The organism is Stenotrophomonas sp. CASM101 (genome assembly GCF_049384845.1).
GTDB lineage: Bacteria > Pseudomonadota > Gammaproteobacteria > Xanthomonadales > Xanthomonadaceae > Stenotrophomonas > Stenotrophomonas hibiscicola.
On record NZ_JBMRFR010000023.1, the window covers coordinates 1 to 18,322 of the forward strand.

Sequence of the window (18,322 nt, forward strand, 5' to 3'; positions counted from 1 at the left end):
CAGAAAGCTGGCCAGGATCGCTTGGGGCGTCTTCAAGAGCGGCCGGGACTTTGACCCGGCCATGCTGAAAGTGGGTCAAGCCTGCTTCCAGCAGGCTTGACCACGAACATAGGATCTCGGCTCTACAGACCCTCCGCGCGCAGCCAGCGCCATAGCGTGGTGCGTGATACGCCCAGCGCCTGTGCCATGCCCTCGCGGTCATTGCGATGTTCCTGCAGCAATGCTTCCAGCTGCGCACGCGGCGGGCGTTTGCCGTTACTTTCCAGCGGCAGTGCCGTCGCGCCTTCGCTTGCCAGCTCGGGCGCAAGCTGCAGCAGTCGCGAAGCATCAATAGGCCCTTCAGCCGGCTGCCAGTGGATGCGCAGGCGATCGACCACATTGCGCAGTTCGCGCACGTTTCCGGGCCACTGGGCTGCGCTCAGCACCGCCAGTGCATCCTCATCCAATGGCGCGTCGATGCCACGCAGCTGGCGGAAGAAGTGCTGTGCCAGCAGCGGGATGTCCGAACGCCTCGCCCGCAGCGAGGGCAGGGCAATCCGCAGCGCGGCCAGGCGGTAGTAGAGGTCGCGACGGAAACTACCGGTCGCCGCACGCTGCTCCAGCGACTGCAGGGTGGCGGCCACCACGCGCAGATCGACCGGCGTCGGTTCGGTGGCACCGACACGCAGCACCTCGCGTTCTTCCAGCACGCGCAGCAGGCGGGTCTGCAGCGGCAGGGGTAGTTCACCAATTTCATCCAGGAACAGCGTGCCGCCGTCTGCGGCCTCGACCAGGCCAACGCGGCCGCCACGACGTGCGCCGGTGAAGGCGCCATCGCTGTAGCCGAACAGCTCCGCTTCCAGCAGCGATTCGCTGATCGCGCCGCAGTTCAGCGCCACGAAGCGCCCGCGACGGCCGCTGGCGGCGTGCAGTTGGCGCGCGACCAGTTCCTTGCCGGTGCCGGTTTCGCCGCTGACCAGCACGGTGCTGTCATGTGGGGCATACAGCGCGATCTGCGCGCGCACCTGTGCCATGGCTTCGCTGTCGCCGAGCAGTTCAGGCGCGTCTGCACGCGCTGCAGGGCGTCGGCGCGGGGCGGCGTGGTTGCCACCGGAGCGGGCCAAGGCCTGGGTCAGCTCCAGTGCATGTTCGAACGCCTGCCGCACCGAGTCGGCCGAATAGAGCAGTACCCCCGGCAGGCCGGCCTGTTCGGCGTGGTCGATGGCCATGCCGGTACCGACGATCACCTCGATGCCATTGGCGCGCAGGTCGGCGATGCAGTCGCGCGCGTCCTCGCGGGTGACGAAGCGGCGATGCTCGATATCCAGGCCGAAACTCTGCTGGAAGTTGCTGAACACCGGCACGTCGCTGGCGTGGGTGACCAGGCCGATGCGGCTGGCTATGCGGCGGGCACGGGCCAGCGCTTCCATCAGGTCGAAGCCGTTGGCCTGGATCGGCACCAGTGGCAGCTCCAGCCGCCCGCGTAGCCAGGCGGCATTGGAGCCGCCGGCGATCACTACGTCGCAATGCTCACGGCGCAGGCGTTTGCCGATCACGTCCACGGCTTCCTCGAAGCCGAGGTTGATCTGCTCGATGCGCGCACGGCGGTCGAACTCGGGGATGACGTCGCCGAGCAGGCCGGTCAGGCGCGAAACGCTGACGGTCCAGATCACCGGACGGCCGGGGTCGGCATCGGCGTGGCGCAGCGGGGTGCGGGGCAGGTACATGGCGGCAGCAATTGGTCGGAATGTTTCATGATACATCCGTTTCAATGTTTCATATGTTTCACTGTTGCGGGGTGGTCATGTCTGTGAAATCAAAGGCTTGCAGCTTGGCACGGGGCTTGCGCCCTCTGTCCCGTACTTCAACCTGGATCGCCGCATGACCGCTTCCGCCCCTTTCTCCGCCGGTGCCCGCTTCCGTGAGGCGCTGGCTGCCGAATCGCCGTTGCAGGTGATCGGCGCGATCAACGCCAACCACGCCCGGCTGGCCAAGCGCGCCGGCTTCCGCGCCATCTACCTGTCTGGTGGCGGTGTTGCCGCCGGCTCGCTGGGCCTGCCGGACCTGGGCATCAACACCCTGGAAGACGTGCTGGTGGACGTGCGCCGCATCACCGATGTCTGCGACCTGCCGCTGATGGTCGACATCGACACCGGCTTCGGCCCGAGCGCGTTCAACATCGCGCGCACCGTGAAGTCGCTGATCAAGGCAGGCGCGGCCGCCTGCCACATCGAAGACCAGGTTGGCGCCAAGCGCTGCGGTCACCGTCCGGGCAAGGAAATCGTCTCGCAGGGCGAAATGGTGGACCGTGTGAAGGCCGCTGCCGATGCCAAGACCGATCCGGACTTCTTCCTGATCGCGCGTACCGATGCCATCCAGGTGGACGGCGTGGACAAGGCGATCGAGCGCGCCATCGCCTGCGTCGAGGCCGGTGCCGACGGCATCTTCGCCGAGGCCGCCTACGATCTGGACACCTACCGCCGCTTCGTGGATGCGGTGAAGGTGCCGGTGCTGGCCAACATCACCGAATTCGGTGCCACCCCGCTGTTCAGTCGCGATGAACTGGCCTCGGCCGGCGTCGCCATCCAGCTGTTCCCGCTGTCGGCGTTCCGCGCGGCCAACAAGGCGGCCGAGAACGTGTACCAGGCGGTGCGCCGCGATGGCCATCAGCGCAACGTGGTGGAGACCATGCAGACCCGCGAAGAGCTGTACGACCGCATCGGCTATCACGCCTTCGAGCAGCAGCTCGATGCGCTGTTCGCCGCCAAGAAATAAGCAGTACCCTGCACCATCAAGTTTCGGAGGGAAACATGAACGATACGACCGCAACCCCCACCTTCAAGCCGAAGAAGTCCGTCGCCCTGTCCGGCACCGCTGCCGGCAACACCGCGCTGTGCAGCGTGGGCCGCAGCGGCAACGACCTGCACTACCGTGGCTATGACATCCTGGACCTGGCCAACACCAGCGAATTCGAGGAGATCGCCTACCTGCTGGTGCACGGCAAGCTGCCGACCCGCGCCGAGCTGGTTTCGTACAAGGCCAAGCTGAAGTCGCTGCGTGGCATCCCGGCGGCGGTGAAGGCCGCGCTGGAAGAACTGCCGCCGTCGGCACACCCGATGGACGTGATGCGCACTGGTGTCTCCGTGCTCGGCTGCGTGGCGCCGGAGAAGGACGACCACAACCACCCGGGCGCGCGCGACATTGCCGACAAGCTGATGGCCTGCCTCGGCTCGATGCTGCTGTACTGGTACCACTGGAGCCACAACGGCCGTGCCATCGACGTGGAGACCGACGATGACTCGATCGGTGGCCACTTCCTGCACCTGCTGCACGGCGAGAAGCCGCAGGACTCGTGGGTGAAGGCGATGCACACCTCGCTGATCCTGTACGCCGAGCACGAGTTCAACGCCTCGACGTTCACCTGCCGCGTCATCGCCGGCACCGGCAGCGACATGTACAGCGCGATCTGCGGTGGCATCGGCGCGCTGCGCGGTCCCAAGCATGGCGGTGCCAACGAAGTGGCGTTCGAAGTGCAGAAGCGCTACGACAACCCGGATGAGGCCGAGGAAGACATCAAGGCCCGCGTCGAGCGCAAGGAAGTGGTGATCGGCTTCGGCCACCCGGTCTATACCGTGTCCGATCCGCGCAACAAGGTGATCAAGGACGTGGCCCGCGAGCTGTCCGAAGAGCAGTCGAGCATGAAGATGTACGACATCGCCGAGCGCCTGGAATCGGTGATGTGGGACATCAAGAAGATGTTCCCGAACCTGGACTGGTTCAGTGCGGTCAGCTACCACATGATGGGCGTGCCGACCGCGATGTTCACTCCGTTGTTCGTGATCGCCCGCACCGCCGGCTGGAGCGCGCATATCATCGAGCAGCGCATCGACGGCAAGATAATCCGCCCGAGCGCCAATTACATCGGTCCGGAAGACCGCGACTTCGTCGCCATCGACAAGCGCGTCTGATCCCCCTGCTGTACTCATCCGGCCGGCCGCGTGCCGGCCGGATGCTTTCGCCGCCGCTCCGCCGGCACCCGGCCCGCCCCAAGCATTCCGCCAGCCCATGAATACCGATTACCGCAAGAACCTCCCCGGCAGCGCGCTGGACTATTTCGACGCGCGTGCCGCCGTCGATGCGATCCAGCCCGGCGCCTATGCCACTCTGCCGTACACCTCGCGCGTGCTGGCCGAGAACCTGGTGCGCCGCTGCGATCCGGCCACGCTCGGCGATTCGCTGAAGCAGCTGATCGAGCGCCGTCGCGACCTCGACTTCCCGTGGTTCCCGGCACGCGTGGTGTGCCACGACATCCTCGGCCAGACCGCACTGGTTGACCTGGCCGGCCTGCGCGATGCGATTGCCGACAAGGGCGGTGACCCGGCCAAGGTCAATCCGGTGGTGCCGGTGCAGTTGATCGTCGATCACTCGCTGGCGGTGGAATGCGGTGGCTACGATCCGCAGGCCTTCGAGAAGAACCGCGCCATCGAGGATCGCCGCAACGAAGACCGTTTCCACTTCATCGACTGGACCAAGCAGGCGTTCCAGAACGTGGACGTGATTCCGCCGGGCAACGGCATCATGCACCAGATCAACCTGGAGAAGATGTCGCCGGTGATCTACGTGCAGGACGGCGTGGCCTTCCCCGACACCTGCGTGGGCACCGACAGCCACACCCCGCACGTGGATGCGCTGGGTGTGATCGCCATTGGTGTGGGCGGCCTGGAAGCGGAGAACGTGATGCTCGGTCGTGCCTCGTGGATGCGGCTGCCGGACATCATCGGCGTCGAGCTGACCGGCAGGCCGCAGCCGGGCATCACCGCCACCGACGTGGTGCTGGCGCTGACCGAATTCCTGCGCAGGGAGCGCGTGGTCGGCGCGTACCTTGAATTCTTCGGCGAGGGGGCGGCGGCACTGACCATCGGTGACCGCGCCACCATCTCCAACATGTGCCCCGAATACGGCGCGACCGCCGCGATGTTCTACATCGACGGGCAGACCATCGATTACCTGCGCCTGACCGGCCGCGAGGAATCGCAGGTGGCGCTGGTGGAGAACTACGCCCGCACCACTGGCCTGTGGGCTGACGACCTGGCCACCGCGCAGTACGAGCGCGTGCTGCGCTTCGACCTGTCCAGCGTAGTGCGCAACATGGCCGGCCCGTCCAACCCGCACAAGCGCGTGGCGACCGCCGAGCTGGCCGAGCGCGGCATCGCCGACGAGGCCAAGCTGGCAGCGGGCAAGGCCGAGCAGGCGCAGGGCCTGATGCCCGATGGCGCGGTGATCATCGCCGCCATCACCAGCTGCACCAACACCTCCAACCCGCGCAACGTGATCGCCGCAGCACTGTTGGCGCGCAAGGCCAACGAACGTGGCCTGCTGCGCAAGCCGTGGGTGAAGTCCTCGTTGGCGCCCGGCTCGAAGGCGGTGCAGCTGTACCTGGAAGAGTCCGGCCTGCTGCCTGACCTGGAGCAGCTCGGTTTCGGCATCGTCGCCTTCGCCTGCACCACCTGCAACGGCATGAGCGGCGCGCTCGATCCGGCCATCCAGCAGGAGATCATCGACCGTGACCTGTACGCCACGGCTGTGCTGTCGGGCAACCGCAATTTCGATGGCCGCATCCACCCGTACGCCAAGCAGGCCTTCCTGGCCTCGCCGCCGCTGGTGATCGCCTATGCCATCGCCGGCACCGTGCGCTTTGATATCGAGAAGGACGTGCTGGGCGTGGACGCCGATGGCAACGAGGTGCGCCTGAAGGATATCTGGCCGAGCGATGCCGAGATCGACGCGGTGGTGAAGGCCTCGGTGAAGCCCGAGCAGTTCCGCAGGGTCTACAACCCGATGTTCAACGTGCGCGTGGAGAACGGTGCCGCAGTCAGCCCGCTGTACGACTGGCGCCCGCAGAGCACCTACATCCGCCGCCCGCCCTACTGGGAGGGTGCACTGGCCGGTGAGCGCACGCTGGCAGGCATGCGGGCGCTGGCGGTGCTGCCGGACAACATCACCACCGATCACCTGTCGCCGTCCAACGCGATCCTGGCGTCCAGTGCCGCCGGCGAATACTTGGCGAAGATGGGCCTGCCGGAAGAGGACTTCAATTCCTACGCTACCCACCGCGGTGACCACCTGACCGCACAGCGCGCCACCTTCGCCAACCCGAAGCTGTTCAACGAAATGGTGCGCAACGACGATGGCAGCGTGAAGCAGGGTTCGCTGGCGCGCGTGGAGCCGGAAGGCAAGGTGATGCGCATGTGGGAAGCGATCGAGACCTACATGGAGCGCAAGCAGCCGCTGATCATCATCGCCGGTGCCGACTACGGCCAGGGCAGCTCGCGTGACTGGGCCGCCAAGGGCGTGCGCCTGGCAGGTGTGGAAGCGATCGTGGCCGAAGGCTTTGAACGCATCCACCGCACCAACCTGATCGGCATGGGTGTGCTGCCGCTGGAGTTCAAGCCGGGCACCACCCGCCTGACCCTGGGCATCGACGGCACCGAGACCTTCGACGTGATCGGCGAGCGCACCCCGCGCGCCGACCTGACCCTGGTCATCCACCGCCGCGACGGCCAGGATGTGATCGTGCCAGTGACCTGCCGCCTGGACAGCGACGAGGAAGTGGCGATCTACGAGGCGGGTGGCGTGCTGCAGCGCTTTGCCCAGGATTTCCTGGAAGGCGCCAAGGTGGCGTAAGACATCCGACGGCCCGGCAACGGGCCGTCTTTCTTTGCAAGGAACACATCCATGACCTTCCTCCCGCAACTCCGTATTCCCGCCACCTACATGCGCGGCGGCACCAGCAAGGGCGTGTTCTTCCGCCTGCAGGACCTGCCCGAAGCCGCTCAGGTGCCGGGCGCCGCGCGCGATGCGCTGCTGATGCGCGTGATCGGCTCGCCCGATCCGTATGGCAAGCAGACCGACGGCATGGGCGGTGCCACCTCCAGCACCAGCAAGTGCGTGATCATCTCCACCGCCTCGGTGCCGGACCACGATGTGGACTACCTGTACGGCCAGGTCTCGATCGACACCGCCTTCGTCGATTGGAGCGGCAACTGCGGCAACCTCAGTACTGCAGTGGGTCCGTTCGCGATCGCCAATGGGCTGATCGATCCGGCCCGGGTGCCGCGCGATGGCCTGTGCACCGTACGCATCTGGCAGGCCAACATCGGCAAGACCATCATCGCCCACGTGCCGATGCGCGATGGCGAAGTGCAGGAGATCGGCGATTTCGAGCTGGATGGCGTGACCTTCCCGGCGGCCGAGATCCAGCTGGAATTCATCGATCCGTCCGATGATGGCGATGCGGGCGCGATGTTCCCGACCGGCAATCTGGTGGACACCTTGGATGTGCCCGGCGTGGGCAGCTTCGAGGTGACCATGATCACGGCCGGCATTCCGACCATCTTCCTCAATGCGGCCGACCTGGGCTACACCGGCACCGAGCTGCAGCCTGCAATCAACGAAGACAAGGCGGCGCTGCAGAAATTCGAGGCCATTCGTGCTTACGGCGCGCTGCGCATGGGCCTGATCCCGAAACTGGAAGACGCCGCGACCCGCCAGCACACGCCGAAGGTGGCGTTCGTTGCACCGGCTCAGGACTACGTGTCGTCCAGTGGCAAGGCGATTCCGGCGTCGGCCATCGACCTGCATGCGCGCGCGTTGTCGATGGGCAAGCTGCATCACGCGATGATGGGTACCGCCGCCGTAGCGATCGGTACCGCCGCGGCGATTCCGGGCACGCTGGTCAATCGCGCCGCCGGTGGCGGCGAACGCGAAGCGGTTACGTTCGGTCATCCCTCGGGCACGTTGCGCGTGGGTGCGCAGGCAGGTCTCGTTGACGGCCAGTGGACAGTGACCAAGGCCATCATGAGCCGCAGCGCCCGCGTGCTGATGGAAGGCAAAGTGCGGGTGCCGGCCGAATAGTGCTCTGGTAGATGCCAACCTTGGTTGGCATGGTGCACGGGCAACCGTGCACCGCAACGAGGAGATCGACGATGTCCGACAGCCACACCCCATCCAACGGGCGTGCAGCGTGGGATGCGCTGCTGGTGGACATCGTCGATTACGTACGCGACGCCCGCATCGACTCGCCGCTGGCCTTCCAGACCGCGCACTACTGCCTGCTCGACACGCTGGGCTGCGGCCTGGAAGCGCTGGCCTTCCCGGCCTGCAGCAAGCTGCTCGGTCCACTTGTGCCGGGCATCAGCGTGGTCAACGGCGCGCGCGTGCCGGGCACGCACTACGTGCTGGACCCGGTGCAGGCCGCCTTCAACCTCGGCGCAATGGTGCGCTGGCTGGATTTCAACGACACCTGGCTGGCTGCCGAGTGGGGCCATCCTTCCGACAATCTCGGCGGCATCCTGGCTGTTTGCGACTGGCTGGGGCGCAACGCGCAGGCCCTGCGTCGTCCGCCGCCGACCGTGCACGACGTGCTGCTTGCGATGATCAAGGCGCACGAGATCCAGGGCGTGCTGGCGCTGCAGAATTCCTTCAACCGCGTCGGGCTGGACCATGTGGTGCTGGTCAAGGTGGCCACCACCGCGGTGGTCTCGCAGCTGCTCGGGCTGGATCGCGAACGCATGCTCAATGCGCTGTCGCTGGCCTGGGTCGATGGCCAGGCGCTGCGCACCTACCGGCACGCGCCCAACACCGGCTCGCGCAAGAGCTGGGCCGCTGGCGATGCGACCAGTCGTGGCGTGCGTCTGGCGCTGATGGCAGCCAGCGGCGAGATGGGCTATCCCAGCGTATTGAGTGCACCGACATGGGGTTTCGAGGCCGTATCCATGCACGGTCAGGCACTGACGCTGGGGCGACCGCTGGGCAGCTATGTGATGGAGAACGTGCTGTTCAAGATCAGCTACCCGGCCGAGTTCCACGGCCAGACTGCCGTGGAGGCGGCGGTCACGCTGCACCAGCAGCTGCGCGCGATGGAACGGCGGGTCGAGGACATCGCGCACATCGCCATCCGCACCCAGGAAGCCTGCATCCGTATCATCGACAAGCAGGGGCCGTTGCATAACCCGGCCGACCGCGATCACTGCGTGCAGTACATGGTCGCCATCGCGTTGCTGCACGGGCGGTTGGTGGCCGAGGATTACGAGGACGACGTTGCTGCCGATCCGCGCATTGATGCGCTGCGCGCGAAGATGGCCTGCCATGAAGACCCGCAGCTCAGCGCCGATTATCTGGATCCGGACAAGCGCAGCATTGCCAACGGCCTGAGGGTACGCTTCAGCGATGGCATGGAACTGCCGGAGGTGCTGGTGGAGTATCCGCTCGGCCACGCCCGACGCCGCGAGGAAGGCATTCCGCTGCTGATGGACAAGTTCCGCCGGCACCTGGCCCATCGCTTCCCGACCGCCCAGCAGCAGCGCATCTGGGCCGCTTCACTGGACCCGGTGGCGCTGGCCGCGATGCCGGTGACCGACTACGTGGACCTGTACCTGCCGGGGTAGTTTGATCGGTAGTGCCGGCCGCTGGCCGGCAATCCCATCCAACCTGCCATGCCGGTTGCCGGCCAGCGGCCGGCACCACCCGCCCCCGCGGCAATTGCCGAATTCGCGTCAACGCCTTGACGCGGCCTGCCTATAATGGCCACCTCGATCAAGGAGTGACGACATGAGCGGTCCGGCACGGCGGAAGCGGTGGGGATGGGCGGCGGCGGTACTGGCAGGAGGCCTGTTGCTGGGCCTGGCCGGCTGCCGCAACGACAGCGGGCAGTTGCCCAAGGCCAGTGGCGAGGCGATCACCACCAAGGCCGAGCAGGTGAAGGAATTCACCCTTCTGCGCGCCTACCCGGACCAGAAGAATGACGGCCTGTCGCTGGCGCTGGAGTTCTCGCGCCCGCTGGTCGGCACCCAGGATTTCGACACGCTGGTGCGCTTCGAGGAGAAGGTCGGCACCGACGACAGCAGCTGGACGCTGTCCGATGACGGCCTGACCCTGCGCTACCCGTTCGTCGAGGCCGGCAAGGAATTCAGCCTGGTGGTCTCGCCGGACCTGCTGGCCGCCGATGGCAGCCGGCTGGGCAAGGAACTGAAGCAGAAGGTGTTCAGTGGCGAGCTGAAGCCGGTGGTTGGGTTCGCCTCGCAGGGCAGCGTGCTGCCGGCCAAGGACAGCCGTGGCCTGCCGGTGGTCTCGGTGAACGTGCCGGAAGTGGACGTCGAGTTCCTGCGCGTGCGCGAGAAGGACCTGCCGACCTTCTTCAGCCAGTACCAGCGCGGTGGCCGCCGTGGCAGCTGGGAGCTCAGCAGCGACTACGAGCGCAGCCCGATCAACAAGCTGGCCGAGCCGGTCTACGTCAACCGCTTCATCCTTGGCGGCAAGCAGAACGAGCGGGTGCTGACCTACCTGCCGACCCAGGACATCAAGGAACTGCAGGAGCCGGGCCTGTACTTCGCACTGCTCAAGCGCACCGGCGACTATGAGGGCGAATTCGATACCGCGTTCTTCTCGGTCAGTGACATCGGCCTGCACACCCGCGCCTACAAGGACAAGCTGTTCGTGCATACCGCCGGTCTCAAGGACGGCGCGCCGCTGAAGGGCATCGACCTGCGCGTGCTCGACGCCAAGGGCGAGGTGGTGCTGAAGGGCAGCACCGACGGCAACGGCAATGCGCTGCTGAACTACACCCTGGATGCCACCCACGTGCTGGTCGCCAGCAGCGGCAAGGACACCAGCTTCCTGCCGTTCAACCAGCCAGCGCTGGACCTGAGCGAATTCGCCGTGGCCGGCCGCGACAACGCATGGTTCGATGTCTATGCCTGGTCCGGCCGCGACCTGTACCGCCCGGGCGAGACCGTGCGCCTGTCCGCGCTGCTGCGTGACAACGATGGCAAGCCGGTCAAGGCGCAACCGGTGTTCCTGCGCCTGAAGCAGCCCGACGGCAAGACGTTCCGCGAGACCCGCCTGCAGCCGGGTGACCAGGGCTACATCAATTTCGAGCAGGTGATCCCCGCCGAGGCGCCGACCGGGCGCTGGCAGGTCGAGTTCCGCACCGACCCGGCCAGCAAGGAAGCGATCCAGGGCATGACCCTGCGCATCGAGGAGTTCCTGCCCGAGCGCATGAAACTGGACCTGGACAGCGCGCAGAAGACGCTGAAGCCGGGTGAGGACCTGCGCCTGCAGGCCAATGGTGCCTATCTGTACGGGGCACCGGCCGATGGCAACCGCTTCACCGCGCGCATGGCGGTGGCCGCCGAGCAGCAGCCGGTGGAAGGCCTGCCGGGCTACTTCTTCGGTGACCCGACCCTGCAGCTGCCGCGCGAAGCCAAGGACGTGATCGACACCACGCTGCCGGCCAACGGCCAGCTGCGCGAGGACGTGGCATTGCCGGAAGAGGCGGCCAAGGCCAAGGCACCGATTGCCGTGGTGCTGTCCGGCAGCCTGTATGAAACCGGTGGCCGCACGGTCACCCGTACCCTGAAGCGGGTGATGTGGCCGGCCAATGCGCTGGTCGGCGTGCGCCCGCTGTTCAACCCCGAGGACGGTGCCGACTCCAACGGCAACGCGCGCTTCGAGCTGATGCGCGTGGATGCCACCGGCGCGCCGCAGCCGGCCAAGGGCCTGAAGATCACCCTGGTGCGGGAACTGCGCGACTACCACTGGACCTTCAACGACAACCGTTGGGACTACGATTTCACCCGCCGTTTCGAGAACAAGGAAACGCGCACCGTCGATGCCGGCGGCAGCGCGGTCGCCTTCGATTTCCCGGTGGAGTGGGGCGAGTACCGCGTGGACGTGTTCGATCCGTCCACCGGCCTGACCAGCCGCTACCCGTTCCGCGCCGGCTGGAGCTGGGGCGATGACAACCGTGGCCTGGACGCGCGCCCGGACAAGGTCAAGCTGGGCCTGGACAAGACCGGCTACAAGGCCGGCGACACCCTGGAAGTGACGGTGACCCCGCCGCATGCCGGCAAGGGCATCCTGATGGTCGAGACCGACCGCATGCTGTACGTGCAGGACATCGAGGCCAAGCCGGGTTCGACCTTCAAGATTCCGGTCACCGCTGACTGGGAACGCCACGACGTCTACATTACCGCGCTGGTGTTCCGTGGCGGCAGTGCGCCGAGCAAGATCACTCCGGCCCGTGCCGTGGGTGTGGTGCATGTGCCGATGGACCGCAAGGGCCGCACCGTGGCCGTCGGCCTGGCCGCGCCCAAGCAGATGCGCCCGGAGCAGGACCTGCCGGTGACGGTCAGCGCACCACAGTTGGCCGGCAAGATGGCGCACGTCACCGTCTCGGCGGTGGACGTGGGCATCCTCAACATCACCCGTTTCCCGGTGCCCGACGCCGGCGCGCACTTCTTCGCCCAGCGTCGCCTCGGCATCGATGCCTATGACATCTACAGCCGGGTGATCGAGAGCTTCGATGGTGGCAGCGGCAAGCTGAAGTTCGGTGGCGACATGGCACTGCAGGCATTGCCGCAGGCCAAGCGCCCGACCGCGCGCGTGCAGACCGTGGACCTGTTCTCCGGCCCGGTGCAGCTCGATGCCAAGGGCAATGCCCGCATCCGCCTGAAGGTGCCGGATTTCAACGGTACCCTGCGCGTGTCGGCGCTGGTCTACAGCGACGACCAGTACGGCAAGCGCGACGTGGAAACCATTGTGCGCGCCCCGATCCTGGCCGAAGCCAGCATGCCGCGCGTGCTGGCCCCGGGTGACCGCAGCACTGTCACCCTGGATGTGCAGAACTTCACCGGCAAGCCGGGCGCCTTCAACGTGCGGGTGGAAACCGAGGGCCCGCTGGCATTGTCCGAAGGCACGCGCAGCGTGCAGTTGAATGCCGACGCCAAGACCACGTTGAGCTTCCCGCTTTCGGCACGCGAGGGCCACAGCGTGGCCAAGGTGCGGGTGCGGGTGGACGGCAACGGCTTCAAGGCCGATCGCCGTTACGACCTGCCGGTGCGTGCGGCGTGGCCGCAGGTGCTGCGCTCGCAGGTACGCACGCTGGATCCACTGGCCGCGGTCAGCCTCGACAACAGCCTGACCGACGGCCTGATGGCCGAGTCGGTGAACGCGCGCCTGCTGGTCAGCCCGCTGCCGCCAATCCCGTTCGCCAGTGCACTGCAGGGCGCGCTGAATTATCCATATGGCTGTGCCGAGCAGACCACCAGCAAGGGTTACGCGGCGCTGATCCTGGACCAGGCGACGTCGTCGATGCTCGGTGCCGACGGCCTGGATGCCAAGACCCGTCGCGAGCGCATGGAAGGTGCGTTCGGTCGCCTGGCGTCGATGCAGGTGGCCAACGGCAACTTCTCGATGTGGGGTGACGACGGCTACGTGAACCCGTGGCTGACCCCGTACATCACCGAGTTCCTGCTCGACGCCAAGGATGCCGGTTTCGCGGTGCCCGACAACGTGCTGCAGAAGGCGCTCAACCGGCTTAGCGAGGATCTGCTGTCCGGCGGCAACCAGTTCTACGGCCAGGACGACCGCGAGAAGCTGAAGTTCGCCAACCAGGCCTATTCGGGCTACGTGCTGGCCCGGGTCAACCGTGCACCGCTCGGTACCCTGCGCACGCTGTATGACAACGAGCGCAGCAAGGCGGTCGGCGGCCTGTCTCTGGTCCATCTGGGCGTGGCGCTGTCACTGCAGGGCGATGCCAAGCGTGGCCAGGCCGCGCTGGCGGCGGCCTTCGCCAAGTCCAGCAGCGAGCGCCCGTCGTACTTCGGCGACTACGGCAGCGCGATCCGCGATGACGCGCTGATGATCGCGCTGACGCACGAGAACAAGCTGGCCAAGCCCGCCTGGGACGCACGTGCGGTCGATCTCGGCCGTGGCCTGGATGCCCGCCGCAATGCCGGCTGGATGTGGCTGAGCACGCAGGAACAGGTGGCGATTGCACGTCTTGGCAAGGCGCTCGCCGCCAACCAGAAGGCGCTGGTGGCCGGAGAGCTGGTGATCGGTGGCAACAGCGAAGCCATCGGCGAGCGCAAGTTGTTCGGCCGCAACTTCAGCGCCAGTGAGCTGGCCAGCGGTGTGCGCTTCACTCCGCAGGGCCAGCCGCCGATGTTCGCCAGCATCGACGTGGCCGGCATCCCGCGCAGCGCACCGGCGCCGGACAACAGCGTGCTGGGTATTGAACGGAGCTACTTCGGTACCGATGGCAAACCGTGGTCGCCGCGACCGCTGAAGGAAGGCGAAGCACTGATCGTGCGCGTCACCGTCACCGCCGACACCACGATGCCCGATGCGCTGCTGACCGACCTGCTGCCGGCGGGCCTGGAGATCGAGAACTTCAACCTGGGCGACGCCAAGCAGTGGGCCGATGTGGTGGTCGATGGCATCACCATCAGCGACCGCGGTGAAGCGGCCGATACCAAGCACGAAGAGTTCCGCGACGACCGCTATGTGGCCGCGCTGAAGCTCTCGCGTGGCAGCAAGGCCAACGTGTTCTACCTGGTGCGCGCGGTGACCCCGGGTACCTACTCGGTGCCGCCACCGCTGGTGGAGGACATGTACCGGCCGCAGCTGCGTGGCGTTGGCCGCAGCAACCCGACCACGATCACGGTGGTACAGCCGTGACCGCGCGGACGGGCCGCGACGGCGCGGCCCGTCCTGCTGGCAACCTGCAATGAAGAACACGATGACGACCCGGCTGGCGGCCCTGCGCCGCCGGTGGCGGCCGCTGTGGCCGTGGCTGCGCTGGGGCATGGCCGCCACGCTGGCACTGCTGCTGGTGCTGGATTTCGCCTTCCCGCCCCCGCTGCCGAAGCAGCGCGAAACCAGCACTCTGGTGGTGGCCGCCGACGGCACGCCACTGCGTGCGTTCGCCGATGCCGAGGGCGTGTGGCGTTATCCTGCCTCGATCGACAGCGTCTCGCCGCTGTACCTGCAGGCGTTGCTGACCTACGAAGACCGCTGGTTCTGGCGCCATCCGGGGATCAACCCGGTGGCGATGCTGCGTGCCAGCGGCCAGCTGCTGCGCGGCGGCCGCATCGTGTCCGGCGGTTCGACCCTGACCATGCAGGTGGCGCGCATTCTCGACCCGCACTCGCGCACGCCTTGGGGCAAACTCAAGCAGATGCTGCGCGCGGTGCAGCTGGAAGTGCACCTGAGCAAGCAGCAGATCCTGGCCCTGTATCTGGAGCGCGCGCCCTACGGCGGCACCATCGAAGGCGTGGAAGCGGCCAGCTGGGCCTATCTGGGCAAGCCGGCGGCGCAGCTGTCACATGCCGAGGCCGCGTTGCTGGCGGTGCTGCCGCAGGCGCCGAGCCGGCTGCGCCCGGACCGCCACCCGGAAGCGGCACAGAAGGCACGCGACAAGGTGTTGTCACGCATGGCCGAGCTGGGCGCGTGGACAGCCGAAGAGGTGGATGATGCGCGCATCGAGAACGTGGTGGCGCGCTCGCTGCGGCCGCCGCTGCACGCCGCGTTGCTGGCGCAGCGCCTGCATTCAGCGCATCCGGGCCGGGCACGCATCCAGAGCAGCATCGACATCGGCCTGCAGCGCACGCTGGAGGAACGCGTGGCCAGCTATTTCTCGACGCTGCCCGAGCGCACCTCGGCCGCGCTGCTGGTGGTCGACAACCAGACCCTGCAGGCGCGTGCCTATGTCGGCACGCTGGCCTTCGGCGACCGCCAGCGGCTCGGCCACGTGGACATGGTGCAGGCCTGGCGCTCGCCGGGCTCCACGCTCAAGCCGTTCCTGTATGCGATGGCGCTGGATGATGGCCTGATCCATTCGGAAAGCCTGCTGGTGGATGCGCCGCAGAGTTTCGGCAGCTACCGCCCCGGCAACTTCGACATGGCCTTCAACGGGCCGATCGGCGCGTCCAGCGCTTTGCGGTTGTCACTGAACGTGCCCTCGGTGGACCTGCTGCAGCGTGTCGGCGCCGCGCGCTTCGCTGCACGTCTGTCGCACGCGGGCATCCAGCTGCGCTTCCCGCCAGGCAGTACGCCCAATCTGTCGCTGATCCTGGGCGGCACCGGCGCGCGGTTGGAAGACCTGGTCGGCGCGTTCGCCGCGCTCAACCGCAACGGCATCGCCGGGCGCGTGCGCTACACCGATGACGAACCGATGATCGAGCGGCGCCTCGCTTCGCCCGGCGCCAGCTGGATCGTGCGCGAGATGCTGGAATCGAATCCGCGGCCGGGGTACAGCGTCGGGACGTTCGATGTCGGTGGCCGCCCGCGCGTGGCGTGGAAGACCGGCACCAGCTACGGGTACCGCGATGCGTGGGCGATTGGCAGCACCCGCCACTACACCGTGGGCGTGTGGGTGGGCCGGCCGGACGGCACACCGCTACCGGGCCAGTACGGCGCGGTGACCGCGCTGCCGCTGATGTTCGAGGTGGTGGACAGCCTGCCGCGCCAGCGCGGTGACTCGGCCGCTGCGCCGATGCCGGCCAGCGTCAGCCAGGAAGACATCTGCTGGCCCACCGGCGAACGTGCCGAGGGGCTGCCCACGGCACTCTGCCAGCGCAGGATGCCGGCTTACCTGCTTGATGGCGCCGCACCGCCGACCTTCCCCGAGCGCGAAGCACGGCGCTGGCAACCAGGTCGGCAGCGCTACCTTGCCGACGCGCGTACCGGGCTGCGCGTGTCGGCCGATTGCCGCTTGCCGCACGAAGAAGTCGCGCGCGAGATCGCGCGCTGGCCAGCGTTGCTGTCGCCATGGCTGTCCAAGGCCACGCGCGAAGCCTCGCAGCTCCCGGCGCTGTCGCCGGACTGCCGTGATGATGGCCGCGAGGCCAGCGTTGCGCTGCACATCGATGGGCTCAACGATGGCGCCACGCTGGCGCGCGCGCCGAATTCGGAACATGGCGTACGCCTGCAGCTGCGTGCGCTGGGCAGCGAGCAGGCGGTGGAGTGGCTGCTGGATGGACGCTGGATTGCACAGACCCACGGCGCGCAGCTGATGCAGCGAGAGTTCGCCGAACCCGGCACGCACACCCTGACCGCGTTGGCAGCCGACGGCGCCTGGACGCAGGTGCGGTTCAACGTCCTGCGCTAGATGCCGACCTTGGATGGCACTTCCCGCATGTTGTCACGCTGCTGTAGAGCCGAGCCCATGCTCGGCTGCTCCTGCGACGTGCGTGCAGCGGTCAGCCGAGCATGGGCTCGGTTCTACAACGCCGTAGATGGCAGCGATCGCGTGGCGTAGCGACTACTCCCCGATCCACCCATCCAGCAGGTCGGCGAACTCGTCGGCGTGCTCTTCTTCCTGCGCCAGGATCTCTTCAAGGATGCGCTTGGTGGTGGTATCGCGGTCACCGATGAAGTTGATCATCTCGCGATAGCTGTCGATGGCGATGCGCTCGGCCACCAGGTTCTCGCGCACCATGTCGCGCAGGTCGCTGCCTTCCTTGTATTCGGCGTGCGAACGCGCGGTCAGCGTATCCGGGTTGAGATCCGGCTCGCCGCCCAGCTGGACGATGCGCTCGGCCAGCTTGCCGGCATGCGCCTGCTCCTGCTGTGCATGCTCGAGGAACTCGGCTTTCACCGCGTCGGCCAGCATGCCCTTGGCCATGAAGTAGTGCCGGTAGTAGCGCAGAACGCAGACGTACTCGGTGGCCAGTGCGTCGTTGAGCAGCTTGATCACCACCTCGCGGTCAGCGCTGTAGCTGTCGGTGATCGCACCATCTTCGATGTTGCGCCGGGCGCGTTCGCGCAGGGTCTTGCGGTCGCTGATGCCGGCAATTTCCGCGGCGGGCTTGCTGGCTTTGGCTGGCTGCGTGGACATGGCTGGCCGTTTCCTTCTGCGGTGGGGAATCAGGTGGGGAGATGCTCCAGCACGTACTCGGCTGAAGAGACTTCGAACTGGCCCGGCTGTTCGACCCAGGCCTCACGCACCACGCCATCGACCACGTACAGCGCGAAGCGGCGCGAGCGGATGCCCATGCCCGAGGCGCTGGCGTCGAGCTCCAGGCCGAGCGCGCGCGTCAGCTCGGCATTGCCGTCGGACAGCATCAGAAGGCCGTCGGGCACGCTCTGGTCGGCGGCCCAGGCCTTCATCACGAACGGGTCGTTGACGGCCATGCAGTAGACGTCGACGCCGCGCTGGCGGAAGGCCTCGAACTTTTCGACGTAGCCGGGAAGGTGACGTGCCGAGCACGTCGGGGTGAACGCGCCGGGCACGGCGAAAAGCACCACCTTGCGCGCATCGAACAACGAATGCGTATCAAGCGTTTCAATGCCCTCGCGGATGCGCTTGAGGGTCATTTCCGGAATGCGGTCGCCGACATGGATGGTCATGGGAACTCCTTGCTGGGGCAGGCTAGTGGGCCGGATGGGAGAGGGGCGTCAAGACATTGGAAACCCGGTGTGCAGGCTCCATCTTCCGGCTTTGTGGCAGGGGCTTCCAGCCACAGCGTGGCGCACGGGGATGGCAGCCGCATTGCGCAGGATC

10 protein-coding genes and 1 pseudogene are annotated in these 18,322 nt (G+C 67.0%); 8 read left to right on the top strand and 3 right to left on the bottom strand.

Annotation, left to right across the window (positions count from 1 at the left end; genetic code table 11):
- Window positions 1-100: pseudogene (locus VG543_RS19635) on the top strand (IS110 family transposase); the annotation flags it as partial.
- 22 nt (window positions 101-122) lie between these two features.
- On the opposite strand, the gene prpR reads toward VG543_RS19635, so the two are convergent.
- A complete protein-coding gene (gene prpR, locus VG543_RS19640) occupies window positions 123-1,706 on the bottom strand; it encodes a propionate catabolism operon regulatory protein PrpR (RefSeq protein ID WP_312543995.1) in 1,584 nt (527 codons plus the stop codon).
- Between the two features lie 154 nt (window positions 1,707-1,860).
- On the opposite strand from prpR, the gene prpB reads away from it, so the two are divergent.
- The 7 genes from prpB (at window position 1,861) to pbpC (ending at window position 16,927) form a co-directional block, all read left to right on the top strand.
- Window positions 1,861-2,754, top strand: a complete 894-nt coding sequence (prpB, locus tag VG543_RS19645) for a methylisocitrate lyase (protein ID WP_423179231.1) — start codon at window positions 1,861-1,863, stop codon at window positions 2,752-2,754.
- A gap of 35 nt (window positions 2,755-2,789) precedes the next feature.
- Window positions 2,790-3,947 carry a bifunctional 2-methylcitrate synthase/citrate synthase gene (prpC, locus tag VG543_RS19650; protein WP_005418357.1) on the top strand — a complete coding sequence of 386 codons (1,158 nt, stop codon included), beginning with the start codon at window positions 2,790-2,792 and terminating at the stop codon, window positions 3,945-3,947.
- Window positions 3,948-4,044: 97 nt separating this feature from the next.
- Window positions 4,045-6,663 (top strand): Fe/S-dependent 2-methylisocitrate dehydratase AcnD, encoded by a 2,619-nt coding sequence (gene acnD / locus VG543_RS19655; RefSeq protein ID WP_423179232.1) that lies wholly within the window; start codon window positions 4,045-4,047, stop codon window positions 6,661-6,663.
- A 51-nt stretch (window positions 6,664-6,714) separates the two neighbouring features.
- Window positions 6,715-7,893 carry a 2-methylaconitate cis-trans isomerase PrpF gene (prpF, locus tag VG543_RS19660; RefSeq protein ID WP_165710787.1) on the top strand — a complete coding sequence of 393 codons (1,179 nt, stop codon included), beginning with the start codon at window positions 6,715-6,717 and terminating at the stop codon, window positions 7,891-7,893.
- 71 nt (window positions 7,894-7,964) lie between these two features.
- Complete coding sequence (locus VG543_RS19665) at window positions 7,965-9,425, top strand: bifunctional 2-methylcitrate dehydratase/aconitate hydratase (RefSeq protein WP_423179233.1); 1,461 nt, start codon at window positions 7,965-7,967, stop codon at window positions 9,423-9,425.
- Between the two features lie 163 nt (window positions 9,426-9,588).
- Entirely contained in the window at window positions 9,589-14,496 is a 4,908-nt protein-coding gene (locus VG543_RS19670; protein ID WP_423179102.1) for an alpha-2-macroglobulin family protein, read from the top strand.
- A gap of 49 nt (window positions 14,497-14,545) precedes the next feature.
- On the top strand, window positions 14,546-16,927 hold the full coding sequence (gene pbpC / locus VG543_RS19675) for a penicillin-binding protein 1C (RefSeq protein WP_019660040.1): 2,382 nt from the start codon (window positions 14,546-14,548) through the stop codon (window positions 16,925-16,927).
- A 153-nt stretch (window positions 16,928-17,080) separates the two neighbouring features.
- Here the strand turns inward: pbpC and VG543_RS19680 are convergent, their stop codons facing one another.
- Both VG543_RS19680 and VG543_RS19685 read right to left on the bottom strand, forming a co-directional pair.
- Window positions 17,081-17,656: a ferritin-like domain-containing protein gene (locus tag VG543_RS19680; protein WP_019660039.1), complete on the bottom strand. Its 576-nt coding sequence runs from the start codon at window positions 17,654-17,656 to the stop codon at window positions 17,081-17,083.
- Between the two features lie 29 nt (window positions 17,657-17,685).
- Window positions 17,686-18,168 (bottom strand): peroxiredoxin, encoded by a 483-nt coding sequence (locus VG543_RS19685; protein WP_423179101.1) that lies wholly within the window; start codon window positions 18,166-18,168, stop codon window positions 17,686-17,688.
- Window positions 18,169-18,322: the final 154 nt, after the last annotated feature.

Coding starts and splice junctions, on each gene's coding strand:
- VG543_RS19680 (WP_019660039.1), bottom strand. CDS start 17,656: ATGTCCACGCAGCCAGCCAAAGCCAGCAAGCCCGCCGCGGAAATTGCC.
- acnD (WP_423179232.1), top strand. CDS start 4,045: ATGAATACCGATTACCGCAAGAACCTCCCCGGCAGCGCGCTGGACTAT.
- pbpC (WP_019660040.1), top strand. CDS start 14,546: ATGAAGAACACGATGACGACCCGGCTGGCGGCCCTGCGCCGCCGGTGG.
- VG543_RS19670 (WP_423179102.1), top strand. CDS start 9,589: ATGAGCGGTCCGGCACGGCGGAAGCGGTGGGGATGGGCGGCGGCGGTA.
- VG543_RS19665 (WP_423179233.1), top strand. CDS start 7,965: ATGTCCGACAGCCACACCCCATCCAACGGGCGTGCAGCGTGGGATGCG.
- prpF (WP_165710787.1), top strand. CDS start 6,715: ATGACCTTCCTCCCGCAACTCCGTATTCCCGCCACCTACATGCGCGGC.
- VG543_RS19685 (WP_423179101.1), bottom strand. CDS start 18,168: ATGACCATCCATGTCGGCGACCGCATTCCGGAAATGACCCTCAAGCGC.
- prpB (WP_423179231.1), top strand. CDS start 1,861: ATGACCGCTTCCGCCCCTTTCTCCGCCGGTGCCCGCTTCCGTGAGGCG.
- prpC (WP_005418357.1), top strand. CDS start 2,790: ATGAACGATACGACCGCAACCCCCACCTTCAAGCCGAAGAAGTCCGTC.
- prpR (WP_312543995.1), bottom strand. CDS start 1,706: ATGTACCTGCCCCGCACCCCGCTGCGCCACGCCGATGCCGACCCCGGC.